We start from the raw sequence: 16,435 nt of genomic DNA on the forward strand, positions 1-16,435 counted from the left end.
TGTTCTTTCAACCATTAGAGAACAAAATGTTAAACAACAATTTTACTCGTTTCTATGTATACTTTTATTTTTACAATAAAAGAAGAGACTTTGTATCATGTTGTTAAGAAACATTCACATAATATAAAGTCTCGAATTTAATTCGAGACTTTTTTTTTGATATAAATGAACAAAATTATTGCAATACAAGGAGCAGAAGGCTCAAATCACCATAAAGTTGCACGCGACTTTTACGGAACAGCAGTTCAATTAAAAGAATGCATGTCTTTTGATGTATTGGTAGATAGTTTATTAGATGGTTCTGCAACGTATGGAGTAATGGCTTTAGAGAATACAATTGCAGGTTCTATTATACCAAATTATGCGCTAATAGATAGTAATAATTTGCATATTGTAGGTGAAGAGTATTTAAATATTCACCATCATTTAATGGCATTACCAGGTCAGCAGATAAAAGATATTAAAGAAGTTTGGTCGCATCCAATGGCATTGTTACAATGTAAGGAGTTTTTTAAAAAACATCCTCATATTAAGCTTGTAGAAGATGTAGATACGGCAGAAGTTGCGAAAAGAATTGCAAAAGGAACTTTAGAGGGTATCGCGGCAATTGCGCCAAAAATTGCCGCAGAAATTTTTGAATTAGAAGTAATAGAGGATGAAATTCAAACCATAAAAGATAATGCTACAAGATTTGTCATCGTGCAAACACATGAGCCAAGTAATGGAATCGATCAGATTAATAAATCTTCATTAAAATTTCAATTAAACCATAAAAGAGGAGGTTTAGCAGCAATTTTAAACGTTTTGAGCGATTGTAAAATGAACTTAACGAAAATACAGTCACTGCCGGTGATAGAGAAGCCTTGGAAATATTCATTTTTTGTAGATGTAACTTTTGATGAATACGAAGAATATCAAAAAGCAGTAAAAATTATTGAAATAATGGCAGAAGAATTCAAAATTTTAGGAGCCTATAAAAATGGTAGAAAATGATTAAACCAGCTAAAAGATTAGAAACAGTGCAAGAATACTATTTCTCTAAAAAATTGAGAGAAGTTAGGGGGTTAGTCGCTGCTGGAAAACCAATTATAAATATGGGAATTGGTTCACCCGATTTACAACCACCGATGCAAGTTTTAGAGGCTATTCAAGGAAGCTTGAATGATGTGAGTGCGCATAAATATCAATCATATCAGGGTTTACCAGAATTAAGAAATGCAATTGCTGATTTTTATAAAAATAAGTTTAGTGTAGCTGTTAATCCAGAAAATGAGGTGTTGCCTTTAATGGGAAGCAAAGAAGGAATCATGCATATTTCCATGGCTTTTTTAAATGAAGGAGATAAAGTGTTAATTCCCAATCCTGGATACCCTACCTACACTTCTGTTACAAAATTAGTAGGTGCAGAGCCTCTTTTTTATAATTTATGTGACGAAAATAATTGGCAGCCAAATTTTGAGGAATTAGAAAGTCAAGATTTAACAGAGGTAAAAATTATGTGGGTGAATTATCCCCATATGCCAACAGGAACAAATGCAACGATAGAGACCTTTGAAAAGTTAGTCGCTTTTGGTAAAAAACATCAGATTTTAATTATAAATGATAATCCCTATAGTTTTATTTTAAATGACAATCCTATTAGTATTTTAGAAGTTGAAGGCGCAAAAGATATTGCTTTAGAATTAAATTCGTTAAGCAAAACTTTTAATATGGCTGGCTGGAGAGTTGGTATGGTTTTAGGAAATGTAACTTTCATTAATGAGATTTTAAAAGTAAAAAGTAATATGGATTCTGGGATGTTTTACGGAATTCAAAAAGGAGCCATAGAAGCCCTTCAATTATCTGATGATTGGTTTTTAGCTCAAAATAGAATATATGAAGAACGTAGAAATTTAGTTTGGCAATTAGCAGATAAATTAAACGCTACTTACGATACAAATTCAACAGGGTTATTTGTTTGGGCAAAAATCCCAGAAGGGCAAAAATCTACAGCAGTTACAGATGCAATTTTATACGATAAAGATATTTTTATAACTCCAGGAACTGTTTTTGGCAGCCAAGGAGAAGGGTATATACGTTTTTCGTTATGTGTAACTTCAGAAATAATTAAAGAAGCAATAGCAAGAATATGAAAAATATATACATGATTGGTATTGGTTTAATTGGCGGTAGTTTTGCTATTGATATTAAAAAAAACAATCCAAATGCTATTATTCACGGAATTAGCAGAAAAGATGAAACCTTAAATAAGGCTTTAACATTAAATTTAATAGATAAGAAAGCAACTTTAGATGATATAAAGAATGCAGATTTAGTAATTGTTTCAATTCCGGTAGATGCCACGGTAAAATTATTACCAACGATTTTAGATAAAATTCCTGAGACAGGTTTGGTAGTAGATGCAGGATCAACAAAAGAGGCAATCTGTAAAGCAGTTGAACATCATCCAAAAAGAAGAAATTTTTTAGCATGTCACCCAATTGCAGGGACAGAAAAGTCTGGGCCCACAGCGGCAATTTCTGGCTTATACATTGGAAAAACCAATATTATTTGTGAAGTAGAAAAAACAACTTTTAAGCTTCAAGAAAAAGCATTGCAGTTATTTACAGCAATTGGAATGCGTATTCGTTATATGGATCCTGTTTCTCATGATAAACATATTGCGTATGTTTCGCACTTATCACACATTAGTGCATTTATGTTAGGTAAAACAGTAATTGATAAAGAAAAAAATGAACGCGATATTTTTGATATGGCAGGTTCAGGTTTTGAATCAACTGTGCGTTTGGCAAAAAGTTCGCCAGCAATGTGGACGCCAATTTTTAAACAAAATAAAGAAAACGTAATAGAAACGTTAGAAGAATACATCCATAATTTGCAACAATTTAAAGAGTTGATGGAACAAGATAATTTCTCTGAAATTTTTAAAGAAATGGAGAACACAAATTATATAAAACAAATTTTAAACGGCATAAACTAAGAGCCAAAACAAGTAGAAAAATGAAGAATACAAAAGAATTAAGAACATGGTTGGATGATATGAATTTAGCGCATCCACTAGTAATAGCAGGGCCTTGTAGTGCAGAAACCGAAGAACAGGTTTTAAAAATCGCACACGAATTAAAAGATTCTGATGTAAACTATTTTAGAGCGGGAATTTGGAAACCAAGAACAAGACCAGGAATGTTTGAAGGTGTTGGTGAAATTGGTCTAAGATGGTTAAAGAAAGTAAAAGAAGAAACAGGGATGAAAACCTGTACAGAAGTTGCCAATGCAGCGCATGTAAAACTAGCGATCGAAAATGATGTAGATTTATTATGGATTGGTGCTCGTTCTACAGTTTCACCTTTTATTATGCAAGAAATTGCAGATGCTTTGGCAGGAACAGACAAAATTGTGTTGGTTAAAAATCCAGTAAATCCAGATTTAGCTTTATGGCTAGGGGGTATTGAAAGATTATATACAGCAGGTATTAAAAATTTAGGAGCAATTCATAGAGGTTTTTCTACTTATGAAAAAACGAAGTACAGAAATAATCCTAACTGGCAATTGGCTATTGAGTTTCAAAATAAATTTCCAGATTTACCTTTAATCAACGATCCCTCTCACATTACTGGGAATAGAGAAATGATTCAAGATATTTCTCAGGTTGCTTTAGATTTAAATTTTGATGGTTTAATGATTGAAACACATTACGATCCTGAAAATGCTTGGAGTGATGCTGCTCAGCAAGTTACGCCAACAAAGTTAAAGTCTATTATGGATGAATTAAAAATCAAAAAAACTACTGAAACGGCTTCTAGTTACAGAGAGCCTTTAGAGAATTTGAGAGCACAAATTAACGTTGTAGATGATCAGTTAATTGAGATGTTAGGCAAAAGAATGCAAGTTGCCGATAAAATTGGAGCTTTAAAGAAAGATCAAAACGTGGCTGTTTTACAGTCTAGACGTTGGAACGAAATTTTAGGTAACATGGTTTTAGAAGGGGATAGTAGAGGTCTAAGTGAAGAGTTTGTTTTAAAAATGTTTAAAGCAATTCACCAAGAATCGATCAATCATCAAGAAAAGATTATTAACGGATAATTTTTGGGCGTTGCTTTATCCTGAAGGCGTTCAGGACCAAGTCAGGCTTTCGTTACTCGCTTTTTTGTTTAAAAAAAAACAAAAAGAGCTCAAACAAACCACTTAATCCCTAACGCAAAGGGAAACCTTAAAAGTAAGTGCTTTAAAATTATCAATAGAATTTATAGATCCTTTAGGTTTTTAAAGCCTGAAGGATTTTTTTTATACTTTTTATGATGCTATAATTTTCTCATAAAATTGAAAATCACTCGAACTGACATTCTCCTTTTTATTTAAAATTCTGCATCTTTGTACCAATGACAGGAATCGTATATAAATCTACAGGAAGCTGGTATCAAGTAAAATCTGAAGATGGTGAGTTTCATCAATGTAGAATTAAAGGAAAATTTAGAATTAAAGATATAAAAAGCACCAATCCAATCGCGGTTGGTGATAAGGTTGTTTTCAATTTAGAAAAAAAAGGAGATGAAGAAACCGGTGTCATTCAAAAGATTTTGGATAGAGATAATTTCATCGTCAGAAAATCTGTAAACCTTTCTAAACAAATACATATTATTGCAGCAAATATTGATCAAGTTTTTTTGCTGATAACGATTAACAATCCGCCAACATTTACGGCATTTATAGATCGTTTTTTAGTCTCTACAAGAGCATACAGGATAGATACTATTTTGGTTTTTAATAAAATTGATTCTTATGAAATTGAAGAGCGTGCAGAAATTTTATACCTGAAAGATATATACGAAGCAATTGGTTATAGATGTATAGAAGTTTCTTCTACTCAAAATATAAATATAGATCAAATTAAGGAAATAATGACAGGTAAAACATCCATGTTTGTAGGTCATTCAGGAGTTGGTAAATCTACCTTAGTCAATGCAATAGAGCCCTCTTTAAATTTGAAAACCAAAGAAATTTCAGATCAACACAACCAAGGAAAACACACAACAACTTTTGCAGAAATGTTCGATTTAAGTTTTGATGCAAGAATTATAGATACACCAGGAATTAAAGGTTTTGGAATTGTAGATATTGATAAATACGAATTAGGAGATTATTTTCCAGAGTTCTTTGCCTTAAAACAAGATTGTAAATTTAATAATTGTATTCATACAAAAGAACCTAACTGTGCTGTAAAACAAGCTTTAGAAGAAGAAAAAATTTCTTGGTCTCGTTATAAAAGCTACCTTCAAATTTTAGATGGCGAAGAAGAAAAAGAGCATTTTAGAACAGATATTTGGAACGAAGAGGATAATGAGTAAAGGATGAAAATTGTTGTTCAAAGAGTATCAAAAGCGAGTGTAACGATTAACCAACATAAAGTTGCAGACATACAAGAAGGATTGCTTATTCTTTTGGGAATTGTGGAAGAAGATACTGAAGCAGATATTAATTGGTTGGTAAGAAAAGTGTCGAGTCTTCGTGTTTTTAATGATGAGAACGATGTTATGAATAAATCTCTAATTGATATTGATGGAAATGTAATTGTAGTGAGTCAATTTACATTACATGCATCTACCAAAAAAGGAAGCAGACCAAGTTATATGAAAGCGGCAAAACCAGCAGTGGCAATTCCGTTATATCAGCAATTTGTGGCATCCTTAGAAAAAGAATTAAATAAGAAAGTGCAAACAGGAGAATTTGGTGCAGATATGAAAGTTGAGTTGTTAAATGATGGACCAGTAACCATTATTATAGATTCTAAAGTAAAGGCATAAATTTTCTGAATTACCCCAACTGTTAATTTTATCAAAAAAAAATCATTACTATATTCCAAGGAAAATAAATAACATATATTTGCCATGGAAAATAAATTTAAAATCAATAAAAAAATGAGAAAAATAGTTTTATCATTAGTAGTAGTAGCATCACTTTTAACGGCATGTAAAGGTGAGAAAAAAGAAAAAGTGGAAGTAAAGGAGGCTGTAAAAGTAGAGGTAAGTATTGCAGCGTTAGATAATGTAGATACTACAGCTTCTGTTTTAACTTGGATAGGAACTAAACCAACTGGTTCTCATAACGGAACAGTAGCAATAAAGAGCGGAGGTTTATTAGTTGAAGAAGGGACTTTAAAAGGAGGTGAGTTTGTAATAGATATGAATACGATTACAAATGTAGACATGGCTGGAAGTGATGGTGCAGGAAAAATAGAAGGTCATTTAAAAGCACCAGACTTTTTTGATATCGCTGTATATCCTACTTCTAAATTTGTAATTACCAAGGTAGAAGACGTTGAAGGAAAGTTAGCTGTAACAGGTAACTTACAAATTAAAGATGTTACAAAGAGTATTACAATTCCTGCAATGATTTCTACAGAAGGTGGAGTAACTACTTTTAAAAGTGATGTTTTTAATGTAGATAGAGCAGATTTTAATGTAAAATATGGTTCTAAAAGATGGATAGAAGGATTAAAAGATAAATTTATAAATGATTTAATGGAGATGTCTTTTGAAGTAAAAACAAAAGCATAATCAATATATTTATACGAACTAAGTATCAACCCAAATAGTTTAACTTTAAAAATTACTAAAAATATGAAACTTAATAAAGCAGACAGACCTTGTGGATGTGGAAACACTCAAGACCCAAATGGATATTGTGACGGATCACATTCAAGTAAATAGTAGATAGTTTATTTGAAGAAGAATGATTTAAAGACCCAGAACGAAAGTTTTGGGTTTTTTTTATAGATTAATCAGTGTAGTGTTTTTTACTTCTTCAATGGCAAAAGTACTATGTGTACTGCCAATATGTTTAATAGCAGTTAGTTTTTTAACCATAAATTCCCGGTATTCGTCCATATCTTTTACATACACTTTTAAGATATAATCATACTCACCACTCACATGAAAACACTCAGAAACTTCCTCTAACTTCAAGATTTCCCTTTCGAAAGTAGTAACAAATTCTTTAGAATGTTGAATCAGTTTAATGTGACAAAACACTAAAAAAGATTTATCAATTTTATGTTTATTAATAATGGCGACATACTTTTGAATGACTTCTCCTTTTTCAAGTTTTTTAATACGTTCATAAACAGCAGTAACCGATAGGTTTAATTGTAAAGAGAGTTTTTTGGTGGTTTGTTTACTATCATTTTGCAGCAAATTGATAAGTTTTTTATCTATAAAATCTAAATGCATAATTAAAAATTTTCTAAAAAAAGATATTCACTTGTATATATATAGTTTTTAAAACTAATTACTAGTTCAAATTTAGATAAATAATTTATATATAATTCTTTAAGTTGACTTTATTTCTATTTAGTTGTTATTTTGTTGTAAAATAAAACGATCAATTATGAAATTCAATCCAGCAGATAACATTCAAGATTTACAGTATTTTGGCGAATTCGGTGGTGTAAATCCATCTATTTCAGATTCATCTACCTATACTTTCTTATCGGCAAAAACAATGGTAGATACTTTTGAAGGAAATACTGATGGTTGTTATTTGTATTCACGTCATTCTACTCCCAGTAATTTATATTTAGGAGAAGCTTTAGCTGCTATGGAGGGTACAGAAACGGCAAATGTTGCTGCTTCCGGAATGGGCGCAATTACACCTGTTTTATTGCAGTTAGTTGCTGCAGGAGAACATATTGTTTCTAGCCGAACTATTTATGGCGGAACGTATGCATTCTTAAAAAACTTCACACCAAGACTAGGAATTGAAACTACTTTTGTAGACATCACAAAATTAGATATTGTAGAAGCTGCTATTACTGAGAAAACGAAAGTTTTGTATTGTGAATCTGTGAGTAATCCTTTGTTAGAAGTTGCAGACATTAGAGCTTTGTCTGCCTTAGCTAAAAAATATAATTTAAAATTAGTAGTGGATAATACGTTTTCTCCTTTGTCAATTTCACCAGCAAAGTTAGGTGCAGATGTAGTTTGCCATAGTTTAACAAAGTTTATAAATGGGTCTTCAGATACCGTTGGAGGAGTGGTTTGTGGAACACAAGAATTTATCAACGATTTGCGAAATGTAAATGATGGCGCTAGCATGTTATTAGGAGCTACAATGGATAGTTTAAGAGCTTCATCCGTCTTAAAAAACATGAGAACTTTGCATATTAGAATGAAACAACATAGTTTGAATGCTGCTTTTTTAGCGGACAAATTTGAAACTGATGGATTGAAAACGGTATATCCGGGTTTAACATCTCATCCTTCTCACCAACTTTTTAAAAGTATGATGAATGTTGAATTTGGTTTTGGTGGCATGTTAACGATTGATGCAGGTTCTTTAGAAAAAGCAAATGAATTAATGGAATTAATGCAGCAGAAAAACTTGGGTTACTTAGCAGTAAGTTTAGGGTTTTATAAAACATTGTTTTCTGCTCCTGGATCCTCTACATCTTCAGAAATATCAGAAGAAGAACAAAAAGAAATGGGTCTTTCAGATGGATTAATCAGATTTTCAATAGGTTTAGATAATGATATTGAAAGAACGTATGAAATGATGAAATCCTGTATGAAAGAAGTGGGTGTTTTATAACAACATTATATTCCTGTTAACCTATCCATAAATTTGCTAAAATCTTCTTTGTTTGGCCTAACTCCGTCAAAGGGTAAAATATCCCAATTTACACCTTCATTATAAATTGTAAAATTAAAAACGGAAGTATTGGCATCTTCAGGATTTAACATTGGATACCGTAAATCTACATATTTATAGGTGCCAACTTTTTCCTTTTTAGAGATATTGAAATAATTATTGCTAAACCAAGTTAATGTTTTTAGATTACCAGTATCCATATCAATTAAATCATGCTGCTTTTTAATAGTTATAATTTTTTCAGAGATTGAGCTCGTGTCTAAAAGAGAATAAAAAGTAAAATGATAATTTTTATCAGTTTCAGCCACTGCATACCACAAAATATTATTTAGAATCGTAGGTTGTGCAGAAAATCGATTATAGGCAATTCCTCCTTTTTTAAAAGATTTTTTAAATACGTCATCGATATAAAACTTATTGAAGATTGTAAATATCATATAGGCAGAGCTGATGTAAATTCCTGCTTTTAACCACCAAGTTCTTCTTGCTCTGTTTCTATTGAAAAACATCAATATTATCATGCATAGTAAAAACGGAATGGTATAAAAAGGATCAGCAACAGAAATATTATTAAAGGCAATTCTGTAATTAGAAAACGGTGCAAATAATTGCGTGCCATATGGTGTAAAGCAATCTAAGATTGGATGAGTAAAAATGGACCAAAAGAATAGCAAAATCCAATCTTTCTGAGTTGTTGTGCCTTTTCTTTTATTTGAATTGTAAAGTTTATAAGTAAGCCATCCAAAAGTAAAACAAGCTAAAACTGCAAACAATATGGAGTGCATAAAACCTCTATGAAACGCCATTGCTTGAATCTCATTGCTGTATAATAGCCGCCCAACAAAAACATCTAAATCTGGAATTGTACCTCCAATTGCGCCGAATAAAAGTGCTTTGTTTCCAATCTTTTTTCCTAGAATAGCTTCTCCACAAGCAGCACCTAAAACAATTTGAGTTAATGAATCCATAATCACAAAAATAAGCCAACCAATTTGATTTGCATAACATTATGTAAAATCGTAACATTACAGAACAAAAAAATAGAGAATGCAACACAATAAAAATGGGTCAAAAACCACAATTAAAGACGAAAAAATTATTGTCAACAAAGAGTTAAATATTTGGGAAGCTCTATTTCCTGTTTTAGCTTTAGTTGCAATGTTGGCTTACAACGTTTTTGTGTTTGGTGATGATGCTTTGAGTGGCAGTAATCAGTTTGTTTTACTTCTAGGTGGCGCAGTTGCAGCATTTGTAGGTTTTAGAAATAAAATTTCTTATAAATTTATGATTGAGGAAGTTGCAGAAAATATAAAATCTACAGCGGGAGCAATCTTAATTCTTTTAATGGTAGGTGCTTTGGCAGGAACTTGGTTAATAAGTGGTATTATTCCATCTATGATATACTACGGATTACAGGTCTTAAATCCAACTATCTTTTTAGCAGCTTGTTTAATAATTTGTGCAATCATTTCTATTGCAACGGGTAGTTCTTGGACAACTTCAGCAACAGTTGGTATTGCATTAATAGGTATTGGAGAGGCCCTCGGAATTTCTTTAGGAATGACTGCAGGTGCCGTTTTATCGGGTGCTTATTTCGGGGATAAAATGTCACCAATGTCAGATACTACAAATTTAGCCCCAGCGATGGCAGGTACAGATCTTTTTACGCACATAAAATACATGGCATATACCACAGTGCCAACCATAGTAATTACTTTAATTATTTTTATCATTTTAGGATTTACACAGAATTCCACTGGAGAGGCAGATACGGCTGTTTTATTAGCAGATATTAATAAGGCGTTCAATATTACACCTTGGTTGTTTGTAGTGCCAATAATTGTCGTTTTATTAATCATTAAGAAAACTCCGCCATTAGCAGCATTATTAGCCGGAACTATTTTAGGAGGTATTTTTGCCTTAATTTTTCAACCAGAAGTTGTTACACAGATTACGGGTGCTGAAGAACTAACTTTTACGACTGCGTATAAAGGAATTATGCAAGCCATAACTGTTAAAACATCAGTTGCTACAGAAAATGCAGCTTTAGCAGATTTATTTACTGCGGGCGGAATGGCTAAAATGTTAGGAACAATCTGGCTTATTTTATGTGCTATGGTTTTTGGTGGTATTATGGATGCAATTGGTGCATTGGCAAAAATTAGTGCATTTATGTTAACGCTATTTGATTCTATTTTTGGGTTGTTTGCAAGTACAGTTTTTACTTGTATCGGATTAAACTTTACAGCATCAGATCAATATTTGGCCATTGTGGTGCCTGGTAAAATGTACGCCAAAGCATATGCAGATAAGGGGTTAGCACCAGAAAATTTAAGTAGAACTTTAGAAGATTCTGGTACCGTAACCTCTGTATTAATTCCATGGAATACTTGTGGAGCGTATCACTCTGGAGTTTTAGGAGTTTCTGTTTTTGATTACGCCATCTATGCAATTTTTAATTGGCTTAGTCCTTTTATGACATTGATTTTTGCCGCTTTCAAAATAAAAATTAAGCAGTTGGCAACTAAGTAAAATGATGGTTTATGTAATTATTATTGAAGCTTAAAAACTAGGAAAAATGCCATTACAAGCCAAAATTTTTAGGGTTATTACAACGAAGTACTAACGGAGTTGGGTTTAAGATGTAACTCTATCTCAAGAAATGCTCAATTATTAAGTCTTCTTTGATGATGTAACTTTCGACTTGGCTGCAAAAAGATTTAGAAAAATAGAAATCAGTAATAAAATCCAAGGAGTTCCATGAAGTAAAACGTCAAACCAATCTTGAGATTCCATTCCGTTTTCTGCAGAAAAAGCATTACCTCCCAAAATCCATTGTAATTTACCCCAAATATGTGGCGGATTAAAAGGTGCTAAACCTAACGTTAAACTTGCTATTAAAAACAGCTTCCAATTTTGTTTCAGTATGTTCATCACTTTTGAAAGGAACTTTTTCTTTATATATTGCGGGTAACTTGCTAAATAAACCAGTTCCACACCAATCCAAAACGAATGGTTAAATCTCTGTAAGGGTAATTCGGTGCAGAAAAATAATTCTTTTCAGTAAAACCAGAAGTTACATTATCTACTTTTAGATACAAGCGGGTTCTGCGGACTTGAGCATTTATAAAAACATCAAAAGTTGGAAAACCTATTTCTTCATCATTTTGTAAAGTAAATTCTGCTAATAAAGGATTATAAGCATTTGCTTTGTACTTGGTGAAATATTTAAAAGTAACGCCAATATTTACCAACATGGGTTTTCCTTTAAACCAATAATCGGTGTAGTAAAAAGTATTTCTCGTTACAAACTCAGGAACTCTAAAAACCGAACTTCCACTCGTTACGTTTTGATACATAACCGTATTTTCTAGAGCTAGTTTCCAGTATTTAAACTCTCTATTTGCTTTTACTTTTAAATAGGTAATCTGATTTTCAAATTGCCGTGGTGTATTGTTTTCATCAAAATAAGTATAGTTGTCAATATTAGTAAAATTTAGTGCGGCATTGATCCATTTAGAATGAAAGGTAAAACCTAGATCTCTCGTATTTACGTTGCTAAAATCGTTTTGCCAATTGTAAGCATCATAAGAGCTTTGATGTAATAATGTGTTGAAATTTGCCGATTTAGAATTTATTAATAAACTTCCTTTTACAGCGAAAAGACTGTCTTTTTCATAAATAGCCTCTCCTTTTAAATAAGTGCCCGACAACCTTCCAGAGCCTGGTGTGAGAGAAGCATCAGCATTTAGTTGAAAATTTTTAATTTTTGCATTCCAATCTGCTCCAATAGAAATTGCACTTCCTGCTAATTTTAATTTCTTTACAATATTCTTACTGTTTAAAATAGTGTCATAGCCATAAGAATAATTTGTGTAATTCACTTTCGCTTTAAATTTACCTAAAACATATTTTGAATTAAATTCTAAATGTACTTCATTACTTGTAATTTTACTTTCTGCATCATTTTTATTGGCATCAGTTGCAGTTACTTCTCCAAATATTGCTGATGTTGCGGATTTTTGTGTAAAATTATAATTTTTACTTTCATTTATAAAAATATGACCAATTTTTAAATTGCTGAAATCTTTTTTAGTGATGGTGTCTTTGTTAGATAGTAGTTTGAAACTTTGTTCTAAATATATGCGATTACTATCGAATTGATTTTCTGAATCGGTTAAATTTACATCTAATCTTGCCCTTTTGTCAAAATCTGGATCTTCAGAAATAAAACTTTCTAAAGCAGCTGTTGTTAAACCACCACTTTCTTCATTAAAAAAATCTTGACTTGTTAAATGGCCTCTAATTTGATATTGATTCTCTTTGGTTCTGTATTGAAAAGTTCCGCGAAAATTTCCATTACTGGCTAAAGATTGTCTATAGGCACCCAAAGAACGAAGACCTTTGTAGGAAACAGAAACATTTAATCGTCTCGAAAAATTTAGTGTAAAAAGAGCATCTACAAATTGCCCTTGTTGCAAGCCTGTGCGGTATGAAATTTCTGTAGTTGGTGTAGGAACTTCATAATATTTTATTTCATCAATGTCTAAATAGCTAAATTGTTTTGCAGTAAAACCAATATCTGGCAGATTATTTAAATTGTTAAAACTGTATGCTAAATTATTAAAAGTTTGACCCTGGTTATGAAAAGGAAGTAATTCAAAGTTATCTGTTCTTAAATAGTTGAATTTGTATTCCTTTTTTAAAGTTAAAGTAGTGTCGATGTATGAAGTATCTCTTTTGTGAGAAAATATTTTATAGTCTGTATATTTTGTTTTTCCGGATAAAATAATCTTGGTAGATCCGTTATTTCTTAAGGAATCAATGCTGCCGTTTAAAGCTTCAAATTTGTCTCCTCTCTTTCCATCAAAATTTAATTTTGTTTGACAGTAAATACTATTCAGTACAAAGCCAAATAATAAAAAGGTTAAAAAAATTGTTTTTTTCATTCCAAATTTTAACAAAGACAAATGTAAAATAATTAAACGAAATGAATCAGTAATAATTATGATGAAATCCGATTCTTTAAAAATTCTTCATTAAGTTTCTTTAAAGCTTCTTAAAATTGTAATTTCTATAGAATTTGTCTCCAACTAATGGGGGATAATAAGAATCTAAAAGAAAAAGTTTTCTTTTCTTTGTAATATGTTGAAGTCAAATTTTAGTGGTTTTTCTTTGGAAGCTGGCACGGATGAAGCAGGAAGAGGTTGTTTATGCGGACCTGTTGTTGCTGCAGCCGTAATTCTTCGTAAGGATTTTACACACCCTTTTTTAAACGATTCGAAGCAATTATCGGAAAAAAAGAGAGAAGAATTAAGACCATTTATTGAAGAAAATGCCATTGCATTTGGGGTTTCATTTGTTTGGCAAGATGAGGTTGATGAAATTAATGTTTTGCAGGCATCCATTACTGGTATGCATCGAGCGATTACAGAACTTGAAATTCTGCCAGAATTTATAATTGTAGATGGAAATAAATTCAAGAATTATAAAGAAATACCTCATGAAACGATTGTAAAAGGAGATGCAAAATATGTGAGTATTGCAGCAGCTTCAGTATTGGCAAAAACATATAGAGATGAATATATGGAAAAGATTCACCAAGAATTTCCAATGTATAATTGGCAAAAAAACAAAGGATATCCTACCAAAGAACATCGCAATGGAATTCGTAAATTTGGGATAACACAATACCACAGAAAAACATTTCGTTTATTACCAGAACAAATAAAGCTAGACTTGTAAACTTCAATTCATATTTTTTCTGCTGTTATTTCTTACTCTTTTGACTTTCATTCTTTCACTTGATAAGCGACGAACAATAAAAATATATTTTCCTTTAGGAATCCTTAAATAGTACAAACAAATCTTTCAAATAATCCAAAACACTGCTGCGAATTTTTAGAATTATAATTTCAGAAACAGATTAAGTTATTTAGGGTTTATTTAAAAACTTCAACTATTTTTACGTTCTCAATTTTACAAGATGATTAAAAAAACACGCGCAGAAATTACCAAATGCATTCTTCATAAAGTAGCAAATAAATTTAATAGCGGGCATAATGTGTTCTCTGAAAATCTAATTCGCTTCGATCAAGAAAGTTACGATTTAATGAAGAACTTCTTATTAAAACCTTTTGGTGGTTTAACGCAGAGTTATCGTTTTTCACATCATGCAGATGTGCGTTTAAATGAATTGAATAATTATGCTTCAGAGGTTTTTAAAGAAGAGAGTTCGTTTGTAGAATATTCCAAAAACATCGTGAATCATTTATATGAACAATCCAATTCTGCTCAGATAAAAACAGGAGATGTGCTCATCGTTTTTATTGAAGGTATCGAGTATAAAGATGTTTTAACGGAGGCTGTAGGTATTTTTAAAATTGAAAATAAAGTAGATTTTTTTCAAACCTATTTAGACGATAATGAAAGTTTTGATGTTGTTATTCAGAAAGGAATATCGACCAAAAGAATAGATAAAGGTTGTTTAATTTTAAATACTTCAGATACTGAAGGAACGGTTGTTCTTTCTGTGGATAATAATAACTATGATGCTCAATATTGGATTAAAAATTTCTTGAGTGTAAAATTGGCAGATGATTACAATTCGCATACCCAAAACTATTTAGAGCTTTGTAAAGAATTTTCTGAAGAGGTTATTAAGCCTGAATTAGGAATGAAAGAGCAAGGCAACTTTTTAGCAAATACAGTAGATTACTTTAAAGAAAATGAGTCTGTAGATTATGCTACTTTTAAAGATGAGGTTTTTGAGGGAGACAAGCATAAAGAGCTATTTGATGATTATAAAAAGCATTATGAAACTTTAAATGACGTTTTAATTAGAAATAATTTTGATGTTTCTGGAGTTGTTTTAAAGAAAGAAAAAAACAAGTTAAAAACAGAGATTAAGTTAGATACCCATATCAGCATAAAATTAGACGTAGATGCCCCAGAGGCAGCTTCAGAGTATTTAGAAAGAGGTTATGACGAAGAGAAAAAAATGAAGTTTTATAAAGTTTATTTTAACGAAGAAAAATAATTTATGCCGCATGGTTTTAAAAACCTTGTAGGTATTTCTTGTTTTCTAAAGGATAAATTCATCAACTTCAAACAATGTTTTAAAATGTTTTAAAATCTTTTGTTTCACTTCATTTGTATCTATTTTTCTACCCAATTCAGATTCCATAGAAGCCACTGCTTTTCCTTTAATTCCACAAGGAATTATATTGTCAAAATAACCTAGATTAGTATTTACATTCAATGCAAAACCGTGCATAGTTACCCATCTAGAAGAACGAATTCCTAAAGCACAAATTTTACGAGCAAAAGGTGTTCCAACATCTAGCCACACACCTGTTTCTCCCTCACTTCTAACGCCCTTTAGGCCATATTCTGCAATGGTTAAAATGATAGATTCTTCTAGTAGTCGCAAGTATTTATGGATATCTGTAAAGAAATTTTCTAAGTCTAAAATAGGATATCCCACAATCTGTCCTGGTCCGTGATAGGTAATGTCACCACCTCTATTAATTTTGTAAAAAGTAGCACCTTTTTCTTCTAATTGTTTTTCATTTAACAATAGATTGCTTAGATCTCCACTTTTACCCAATGTGTAGACATGCGGATGTTCCACAAATAAAAAGTGGTTTTTCGTACTTTCTTGTAGATTATTTCTTCTGTTCTTAATTTTAACATCAACAATTTCTTGCAATAATTCAGATTGAAACTCCCAAGTTTCTTTATAATCCTTAACAAGGAGGTCCTTTAAAAGTATGTTTTTGTTCATAAGTTC

Annotated in this window: 16 protein-coding genes; 11 read left to right on the forward strand and 5 right to left on the reverse strand. The window is 31.4% G+C overall.

Features of this window, described 5'->3' with window-relative positions:
• Nucleotides 1-165: 165 nt before the first annotated feature.
• From ATE90_RS01870 to ATE90_RS01900, 7 genes are all read left to right on the forward strand, one after another.
• Nucleotides 166-993: a prephenate dehydratase gene (locus ATE90_RS01870; protein ID WP_036783226.1), complete on the forward strand. Its 828-nt coding sequence runs from the start codon at nucleotides 166-168 to the stop codon at nucleotides 991-993.
• Nucleotides 990-2,132 carry a pyridoxal phosphate-dependent aminotransferase gene (locus ATE90_RS01875; protein ID WP_036783229.1) on the forward strand — a complete coding sequence of 381 codons (1,143 nt, stop codon included), beginning with the start codon at nucleotides 990-992 and terminating at the stop codon, nucleotides 2,130-2,132. Before ATE90_RS01870 ends, ATE90_RS01875 begins: the two co-directional genes overlap by 4 nt.
• Nucleotides 2,129-2,980, forward strand: coding sequence for a prephenate dehydrogenase (locus ATE90_RS01880; RefSeq protein WP_036783232.1), 852 nt, complete (start codon nucleotides 2,129-2,131; stop codon nucleotides 2,978-2,980). Before ATE90_RS01875 ends, ATE90_RS01880 begins: the two co-directional genes overlap by 4 nt.
• A gap of 20 nt (nucleotides 2,981-3,000) precedes the next feature.
• A complete protein-coding gene (locus ATE90_RS01885) occupies nucleotides 3,001-4,083 on the forward strand; it encodes a bifunctional 3-deoxy-7-phosphoheptulonate synthase/chorismate mutase type II (RefSeq protein WP_036783235.1) in 1,083 nt (360 codons plus the stop codon).
• 296 nt (nucleotides 4,084-4,379) lie between these two features.
• The gene (gene rsgA / locus ATE90_RS01890; protein WP_036783238.1) at nucleotides 4,380-5,345 is read left to right on the forward strand and encodes a ribosome small subunit-dependent GTPase A; all 966 of its coding nucleotides are present in this window, start codon (nucleotides 4,380-4,382) and stop codon (nucleotides 5,343-5,345) included.
• 3 nt (nucleotides 5,346-5,348) lie between these two features.
• Nucleotides 5,349-5,801 carry a D-aminoacyl-tRNA deacylase gene (gene dtd, locus ATE90_RS01895; RefSeq protein WP_036783241.1) on the forward strand — a complete coding sequence of 151 codons (453 nt, stop codon included), beginning with the start codon at nucleotides 5,349-5,351 and terminating at the stop codon, nucleotides 5,799-5,801.
• A gap of 114 nt (nucleotides 5,802-5,915) precedes the next feature.
• Nucleotides 5,916-6,554: a YceI family protein gene (locus ATE90_RS01900; protein ID WP_036788021.1), complete on the forward strand. Its 639-nt coding sequence runs from the start codon at nucleotides 5,916-5,918 to the stop codon at nucleotides 6,552-6,554.
• A 213-nt stretch (nucleotides 6,555-6,767) separates the two neighbouring features.
• On the opposite strand, the gene ATE90_RS01905 is transcribed toward ATE90_RS01900, so the two are convergent.
• Entirely contained in the window at nucleotides 6,768-7,226 is a 459-nt protein-coding gene (locus ATE90_RS01905; RefSeq protein WP_036783243.1) for an Lrp/AsnC family transcriptional regulator, read from the reverse strand.
• A gap of 157 nt (nucleotides 7,227-7,383) precedes the next feature.
• On the opposite strand from ATE90_RS01905, the gene ATE90_RS01910 reads away from it, so the two are divergent.
• A complete protein-coding gene (locus tag ATE90_RS01910; RefSeq protein WP_036783245.1) occupies nucleotides 7,384-8,583 on the forward strand; it encodes an aminotransferase class I/II-fold pyridoxal phosphate-dependent enzyme in 1,200 nt (399 codons plus the stop codon).
• A gap of 5 nt (nucleotides 8,584-8,588) precedes the next feature.
• Here ATE90_RS01910 and ATE90_RS01915 read toward each other — a convergent pair whose 3' ends face one another.
• On the reverse strand, nucleotides 8,589-9,611 hold the full coding sequence (locus ATE90_RS01915) for a metal-dependent hydrolase (RefSeq protein WP_036783248.1): 1,023 nt from the start codon (nucleotides 9,609-9,611) through the stop codon (nucleotides 8,589-8,591).
• A 79-nt stretch (nucleotides 9,612-9,690) separates the two neighbouring features.
• Here ATE90_RS01915 and nhaC point away from each other — a divergent pair, with 79 nt between their 5' ends.
• Nucleotides 9,691-11,175, forward strand: a complete 1,485-nt coding sequence (nhaC, locus tag ATE90_RS01920; RefSeq protein WP_036783251.1) for a Na+/H+ antiporter NhaC — start codon at nucleotides 9,691-9,693, stop codon at nucleotides 11,173-11,175.
• Nucleotides 11,176-11,316: 141 nt separating this feature from the next.
• Here nhaC and ATE90_RS01925 read toward each other — a convergent pair whose 3' ends face one another.
• Nucleotides 11,317-11,577, reverse strand: a complete 261-nt coding sequence (locus ATE90_RS01925) for a hypothetical protein (protein WP_036788022.1) — start codon at nucleotides 11,575-11,577, stop codon at nucleotides 11,317-11,319.
• A gap of 44 nt (nucleotides 11,578-11,621) precedes the next feature.
• Nucleotides 11,622-13,592 (reverse strand): putative porin, encoded by a 1,971-nt coding sequence (locus tag ATE90_RS01930; protein WP_036783254.1) that lies wholly within the window; start codon nucleotides 13,590-13,592, stop codon nucleotides 11,622-11,624.
• Nucleotides 13,593-13,788: 196 nt separating this feature from the next.
• Between ATE90_RS01930 and ATE90_RS01935 the strand changes: the two genes are divergently transcribed.
• The gene (locus ATE90_RS01935; protein WP_036783257.1) at nucleotides 13,789-14,388 is read left to right on the forward strand and encodes a ribonuclease HII; all 600 of its coding nucleotides are present in this window, start codon (nucleotides 13,789-13,791) and stop codon (nucleotides 14,386-14,388) included.
• 241 nt (nucleotides 14,389-14,629) lie between these two features.
• Nucleotides 14,630-15,682, forward strand: a complete 1,053-nt coding sequence (locus ATE90_RS01940) for a nucleoid-associated protein (protein WP_036783260.1) — start codon at nucleotides 14,630-14,632, stop codon at nucleotides 15,680-15,682.
• A 45-nt stretch (nucleotides 15,683-15,727) separates the two neighbouring features.
• Here ATE90_RS01940 and lipB read toward each other — a convergent pair whose 3' ends face one another.
• Nucleotides 15,728-16,429, reverse strand: coding sequence for a lipoyl(octanoyl) transferase LipB (gene lipB, locus ATE90_RS01945; RefSeq protein WP_036783264.1), 702 nt, complete (start codon nucleotides 16,427-16,429; stop codon nucleotides 15,728-15,730).
• Between the last annotated feature and the right edge of the window lie 6 nt (nucleotides 16,430-16,435).

Origin of the sequence: Polaribacter sp. Hel1_33_96 (genome assembly GCF_002846595.1) — a bacterium.
GTDB lineage: Bacteria > Bacteroidota > Bacteroidia > Flavobacteriales > Flavobacteriaceae > Polaribacter.

Excerpts from the sequence above, each read along its gene's own strand:
- ATE90_RS01870 (WP_036783226.1), top strand. The coding sequence starts at position 166 with ATGAACAAAATTATTGCAATACAAGGAGCAGAAGGCTCAAATCACCAT.
- ATE90_RS01875 (WP_036783229.1), top strand. The coding sequence starts at position 990 with ATGATTAAACCAGCTAAAAGATTAGAAACAGTGCAAGAATACTATTTC.
- ATE90_RS01880 (WP_036783232.1), top strand. The coding sequence starts at position 2,129 with ATGAAAAATATATACATGATTGGTATTGGTTTAATTGGCGGTAGTTTT.
- ATE90_RS01885 (WP_036783235.1), top strand. The coding sequence starts at position 3,001 with ATGAAGAATACAAAAGAATTAAGAACATGGTTGGATGATATGAATTTA.
- rsgA (WP_036783238.1), top strand. The coding sequence starts at position 4,380 with ATGACAGGAATCGTATATAAATCTACAGGAAGCTGGTATCAAGTAAAA.
- dtd (WP_036783241.1), top strand. The coding sequence starts at position 5,349 with ATGAAAATTGTTGTTCAAAGAGTATCAAAAGCGAGTGTAACGATTAAC.
- ATE90_RS01900 (WP_036788021.1), top strand. The coding sequence starts at position 5,916 with ATGAGAAAAATAGTTTTATCATTAGTAGTAGTAGCATCACTTTTAACG.
- ATE90_RS01905 (WP_036783243.1), bottom strand. The coding sequence starts at position 7,226 with ATGCATTTAGATTTTATAGATAAAAAACTTATCAATTTGCTGCAAAAT.
- ATE90_RS01910 (WP_036783245.1), top strand. The coding sequence starts at position 7,384 with ATGAAATTCAATCCAGCAGATAACATTCAAGATTTACAGTATTTTGGC.
- ATE90_RS01915 (WP_036783248.1), bottom strand. The coding sequence starts at position 9,611 with ATGGATTCATTAACTCAAATTGTTTTAGGTGCTGCTTGTGGAGAAGCT.
- nhaC (WP_036783251.1), top strand. The coding sequence starts at position 9,691 with ATGCAACACAATAAAAATGGGTCAAAAACCACAATTAAAGACGAAAAA.
- ATE90_RS01925 (WP_036788022.1), bottom strand. The coding sequence starts at position 11,577 with ATGAACATACTGAAACAAAATTGGAAGCTGTTTTTAATAGCAAGTTTA.
- ATE90_RS01930 (WP_036783254.1), bottom strand. The coding sequence starts at position 13,592 with ATGAAAAAAACAATTTTTTTAACCTTTTTATTATTTGGCTTTGTACTG.
- ATE90_RS01935 (WP_036783257.1), top strand. The coding sequence starts at position 13,789 with ATGTTGAAGTCAAATTTTAGTGGTTTTTCTTTGGAAGCTGGCACGGAT.
- ATE90_RS01940 (WP_036783260.1), top strand. The coding sequence starts at position 14,630 with ATGATTAAAAAAACACGCGCAGAAATTACCAAATGCATTCTTCATAAA.
- lipB (WP_036783264.1), bottom strand. The coding sequence starts at position 16,429 with ATGAACAAAAACATACTTTTAAAGGACCTCCTTGTTAAGGATTATAAA.